The following is a 6,000-nucleotide window of genomic DNA, read 5'->3' as shown; positions in this document are numbered from 1 at the left end:
GCCGTTCTCGGCGCCAATGCTGCTCAATCGCGTCAGCCGCTGCCGAGCCCGTCATGAACGCGAACTGCTCGCCGGACTTGCCCCGTCAACGCGTTGCGCCGAAATGGATTTTGCAGGTCTGACTAAATATGGAAGGGGAGGTCATGACAATTTTCATCTTGAGAACTTACGCCGCAAAGGCGACCGCCATTTGCATGGCTGCGTATGCCATGTCCGCATCTGCGCAAACGACGGAAAACGGCAATGATCTGTACGGGCGAGGTGTCGCGACGACACTCGACTCGAGTCGCGTGACGTCGATACTGGATACGGTCATCGTCACCGGGCAACGATCCGGAGGCTACGACCTTCGGATGGACTCGAACACCGTGTGCAGTGGTGCTGACTGCTCCCGTCTGTTCTCCTCGAGCGGAGTCAACAGCAGTCCGTTTTCCCCACAAGTTCAAAGTCCAGCCAATTCTGCGATTGGTCCGGCCGTGGGCACTCCTGCGCCGCAGAGCTGTGGTGACGCCGGCAACATCCCCGCAACAAATCCCAAATCATCGTATCCGGTCGTATTGTCATCCGGGGCGAAGAGCCTCATTCACGCGGACTTTAAGCATGCGTCGAGCCTGGGGCTGACGCTCAATCGGACCTATTTATCCAACAGCACCGGTTATTTTGCATCCTTTGCAGGCCACTGGACCCACAGCCTGGAATTCCCAGATCTGGAAGAGAAAGGCAGCGCATATTGCTCCGGCACTACCTGCACTCCTTCTGCATTCATCTTCCGAACTCCTGAAGGCGCATCTTTCTCGTTTTTCCAATTCAGGCCGCCCGCCGGCATCGGCCCCTATTTTACACCCGCCAATTATAACAACGCAGTCGCTGGCCGTGGAATCGGTCCTGGCAGAATGGTAGCTAGCTATAGTGCGACCAACCAGATAACGGTCCAGATCGGCTACAAGACCTACATTTTTGTCCGCAAAGGGGCAGGCTACTCTTTCCAAATTGCCAAGATATCCGATGCAGGCGGCACCGCATATACATATACTCGAAATGCCAGTGGCCAAGTTACGGCCATCACAAACGCATTAGGAGCATCGGTCAAGTTCACCTGGGGAAGCAACTCCCGAGTCAGCACCATCACCGCCCCCGACAATTCGGTGTGGACGTATGCATACGACAGTAATGGCGCATTGACTCAAGTCACACCACCCCAGCCTTCGGCGGGAGTGTATACGTATTTTTATGAGGACTCGAGGGATCCCTGGCGTCTCACGGGTTACGCCATTGACGGCATACGCATGTCTCGATATACGTACGATGCAAACGGTCGCGTTATTCGAAGCGAGTCGATGGATGGAGAAATCGTCGATCAGTTCACTTACGGCGCGAATATCACCACCCTGACCGACGTTCGCAACCAAGTGACGCAATATGCGTTTAATGCGCAAGGGCAGCTTACGTCTACGCAGACCGCGGGCACGCCGAATTGCCCTTCGGCCACCGCATCACAAAGCTACGACAGCAATGGCTTCTTGTCTCAGTCAGTCGACTTTCGGGGGGTCTCCACGACCTATTCTTTCAACGTTGACGGAATGTTGTTAAGCAAGACCGTCGCGGCAGGGACGGCTGGCGCATTGACGACGACTTACAACTACGGGACAGGCAACACCTCGGTCGATCTGCTGAGCATCGTCACAAGTAGCGGAACAGGCACCAATATCACTTCAACGGAATATACCTATATCAATAGCGCTTTAGGTCGCCTCCCGTCAACCATTATCACTAAGGACCTCTTGACTGGCGCCGCGCAGCGGCAGACCACGTTCACATATGCCTTTTATCCAAATGGAGGGCTGCAGACCAAAGCTGTCACGATTACCTTACCGGGTGGATCGGCGACAACAACCTTCAGCTTCGACACCTCAGGCAATCTGAGCAGCGTCGTAAACCCAATCGGCCTTTCGACAAATTATGGGCCATACACTGGCTTAGGCTTACCGTTACAAACGACCGACGCTAATGGTGTGACCACCAACCTGGGTTACGATTCGCGCGGGAATATCACGTACCGGTCGACCCCTGGGCTGGGCAGTTATACGTTCACCTATCAAGGCGATGGGCGCCTGGCACTTGCCAGCAGATCCGATGGCAGCTCCACCAGCTACGCCTATAACCCATCCGGCCGGACCACATCGGTCACCAATGAACTTGGAGAAGTGGTCTCATACGGGTTCAATGTATCGACCAACACCGCAACCATTCAGTCCGGTCGCAACGTCGGAACGTATAGCGCCGGCGGCGTGAGCGCGAGTCCCGCTGGTGTCTTTCTGTCCACCGTCACCTATGACAATGGTCTGAAACTTCCCGTTATGTTGCAGGGCAATGCCGGGCAATCTATAAAGTACATGTATGACGGCCAAGGCAACGTTACACAGATTTCCGATGCGGCTGGCCGACAGATAAAGAAGACCTATGACGCTCAAGGCCGTCTCGCTAGCCAAGTAGAGCCCAATGGAGCGAGCACGGGCTTCGCGTACGGTACCGCCGGTCTATTGAGCTCCATTACGGATGCCCGATCATTGACGACGGGCTATATCCGCAATGGCTATGGAGAAATCACCGGCCGCACCAGCCCCGACACCGGCCAGGCGAGCTACATCTACAACGTAGGCGGCCGTCTGGTCTCTGAGACGCGTGCAAACGGTCGTTCCATCAGCTATGGCTACGACGGCGCGAACCGTCTGATCTCTCGGACGTCCGGTGGCGTGACCGAAACCTTTACTTACGACGAGAACACGTATGGGAAAGGGCATTTGACCCGTACGAATGACAGCGCGGGCCAAACGACATTTACCTATACGAGCGGCGGGCTTCTCGCGCAGAAGGTGTCGACAATTTTAGGCGCCTCATATTCCGTAAGTTGGACCTATACGGCCGACGGCAAGGTCAGCACGATAACCTACCCCAGTGGCGAGGTCCTGGGCTATACCTACGATGTCTACGGAAGGCTGTCGGCCATCACTCGAAACGGTAGCGTGATCGTCGACTCGTTTACCTATCAACCGGCCACGGAGGTCCGATATGCATGGCGCTATAGCAACGGCCTGCCGCGCATCATCACCTATGACGCCGATGGCCGCGTGACGCGGCTGCAGGGCGGCGCAGTACATGACGTGAGTTTGCAGTACACGCCCAACCTGAACACCATCTCAACCCTGACCGACAACGTGTACGGCAACCAGAACTCAAGTCTCGGGTATGACCAAGTGGATCGGTTGACGACTGCGACACGTCCTGGCGCAGACCAGGCCTTCGGTCTGGACGCCGCAGGGAACCGCACAGGCCACAACTTGGCGGGTACGTCCTACACCTACGACGTGGACCCGGCAAGCAACCGGCTGCGCGGCGTCAGCGGCGGGGCCAGCCGCAGCTTCAGCTACGACGGTGCAGGTAATCTGACTCAGGATGTGAACGGAGGCACCACGCAGACGCTGGGCTACGACAGCTTCGACCGCGTGTCTCAGGTCAGCCGTAACGGCAGCGTCGTCGGCAGCTATGGGTACAACGCCGCCAACCAGCGGCTATGGAAGAGCACGTCGGCCGGAACCACCGTGTTCGCTTACGGCCAAGCAGGTGAACTGCTCTACGAGAGTGGGCCGCAAGGCAGCACCGCCTACGTGTGGCTGGATGGGGAACTGCTAGGCATCATGCGCGGTGGCGCCTTCTACGCCAGCCACAACGATCATCTCGGGCGACCCGAGGTGTTGACGAACGCGGCCTCGCAAGTCGTTTGGCGAGCGTCCAATCACGCCTTCGGACGTTCAGTCGTCACCGACACGGTCAGTGGGCTCAGCGTCGGATTCCCAGGACAGTATTGGGATGTCGAAAGTGGACTTTGGTACAACTGGAATCGGTACTACGATCCCACTATTGGACGCTATACCCAATCTGACCCTATCGGGCTGGCAGGCGGCATCAACACGTACGCATATGTGGCGGGAAATCCGGTGAGTTCCGTTGACCCAACCGGGCTGGCATCTTCGTCGGCGTCATCGGGTAGTGGAGGCGGCTCCGGATGTAGTTGCAAGTCCTTTGCACAGCGAACCCTGGATAGGTATCGGGACACTTCGAAGACGATTGACCAAGCCATCGACAGCGTTCTCCCGTGGCCGGTCAATTCCGCGACTGGCCTTGCCGGCGCAGCTGGCGGAGGGGCCGCTGCAAAGAGCTATAACGGAATTACGGCATTGCAAGAGGGCGTCCGACTGTTCCAACAATCTCGGTCGAATAGCTTCTCCTTGTTCCGCAGCGTTGCTCGTCCTGACGTGGTTAGGGTTGGATTAACGTCGGCCACCACTGCGGCGGCGGTTTGGGTCGCATGGAACGGAGGGTTGCTTCTTGGTTCAGCTTTGTCTGAGGCGATTTCAGGAGACGGATGTGAATAACTCGCTTCGTAGTCGCGCCGTCGTTGCCTTCGCAGGCCATTTTGGGCTGGTTCTTTCGATTGTCACGGACCACTATCGTCGAACAAGTGGCGAGGGGCAGCCCATACTACTCTCTGCTATCAGCTTTATTGGGCTCGCGGTCGGGGCATTCTTGTTTGTTAGAAATCCGCATGCATTCTTCATGGTCAAGGAATACAAAGCCGAAGTGGCTAGTTATTCGAATCTAGGTTTGAGGATGACGGCTTGGCTGGTCGTGGTGGGAGTACCAGTTCTATGGTTGTTTGCAATTATGGAATTGGCCAGCCTCATTTCTTCCGCATTGACTATCCGATTTCTTGGTGCGTATTCGTTCTTCGCGTGGGTCGTGGCTTCAATCATCCTGTGGCCGTATCTCTTCGGAAGACAGGGCGTTCGTTCCTGACTAGTGGAACTCCACGAGGCCATCCTACACAATACCTACGCATATGTAGGTGGAAATCCAATCATGGACATCGACCCAACTGGCCTGCTTTTGAAGCGGCGAAGGCCGCCGGCGAGGCCCGCAGCAAAGCCTTAGATGCAGCGGTCGCGGCCGCGAACGGAAAGCCTTACGACAAGGCGGCCCAATGTAAAGCCCAAGACGCAACAATGGATGCCTTGCAAAAGACATTCGGCGCCGCAAAGAAGCCACCTGCCTATACCACGCTGAATCCGTCGTTAGGACTTCGCGGTGATGTCTTGGAAGTCGTAATTCCCCACTAACGCTTGAAAATAAAGATTGGGGTATCAGATCATGCACCGTCTAAATAAATATCTCAGGCGACGGCACTTTTCCCTTGTCGCAATACTCCTGATTGCTGTAGCGATTTTCTTTACGGTCAGTTTAGTTCCGGAACGATGGGTGTCGAAAATAGCCTATAGCGCGTGCGCACACCCGAAGTCGGAGCAGCAATTGCGGGGAGTGACAATTCGCGTGCCCACTTCTTGGTATTTATACAGCAACGGCGACGGTGTCGGCAGACACATTAGATTGTATGGCTGCTTACCCGTGGGAACTTTGGAATCTGGAGAACAACCTGGCTTCCATGGCAAATTTCAGACTTACGTCGACCCGGATGCCAATTCTTCGTTAAAAATCACCGTTTCAGAAGTCGATGAAGAAATCCAAGACAAACTAAAGCGGATAGATGCTGCGTTGAAGAACGATAGCGTAAATGTCTCGGAGTGTTCAAAAGGCGAGAGACCGAATGGACTGGGCACCTATATTAAGTGCGCGGACTCCAGCTCTATTAATTGGTATTTTGCCCAACAGGGCATAGTCATTTCCATGATTCCGCCTCCTCGAGAGGCGGATAAATACGTAGACTCTATAGCGTTTGAATCGAAATAGGCGCGCGTTGGGGTGGTCAAAATACTGCAACACTCAGATCGGCGCTATGTTCAAAGTGACCTGATGAGTCTTGCCGGACGCATGGCCAGGTGACTATTCGCTCTTTGCATGGGTCGCGCTTCAATCATCCTGTGCCCGTATCTCTTCGGAGGATAGGACGCTCGTTCAGAATGACTTTGCTGGACGCCTACGCCGCCC

The 6,000-nt window shown here is 55.5% G+C and carries 3 protein-coding genes; all 3 read left to right on the top strand.

All coding sequences use genetic code 11. From position 1 onward, the window contains the following. On the top strand, positions 1 to 247 hold a 247-nt coding region (locus LXT12_RS26215; RefSeq protein WP_233395415.1), incomplete at its 5' end, for a hypothetical protein. Next, positions 210 to 4,433 carry an RHS repeat-associated core domain-containing protein gene (locus tag LXT12_RS26210; protein ID WP_304622790.1) on the top strand — a complete coding sequence of 1,408 codons (4,224 nt, stop codon included), beginning with the start codon at positions 210 to 212 and terminating at the stop codon, positions 4,431 to 4,433. The genes LXT12_RS26215 and LXT12_RS26210, both read left to right, overlap by 38 nt. Then, the gene (locus LXT12_RS26205; protein WP_233395413.1) at positions 4,426 to 4,854 is read left to right on the top strand and encodes a hypothetical protein; all 429 of its coding nucleotides are present in this window, start codon (positions 4,426 to 4,428) and stop codon (positions 4,852 to 4,854) included. Before LXT12_RS26210 ends, LXT12_RS26205 begins: the two co-directional genes overlap by 8 nt. Positions 4,855 to 6,000: the final 1,146 nt, after the last annotated feature.

This window comes from Pelomonas caseinilytica (assembly GCF_021353235.1).
GTDB lineage: Bacteria > Pseudomonadota > Gammaproteobacteria > Burkholderiales > Burkholderiaceae_C > Pelomonas > Pelomonas caseinilytica.
The sequence above is the reverse complement of the archived record's forward strand: the minus strand, read 5'-3'. Positions and strand labels throughout refer to the sequence as shown.

Bases quoted from the DNA above. Each gene is read 5' to 3' on its own strand.
- LXT12_RS26210 (WP_304622790.1), top strand. From the start codon at position 210: ATGTCCGCATCTGCGCAAACGACGGAAAACGGCAATGATCTGTACGGG.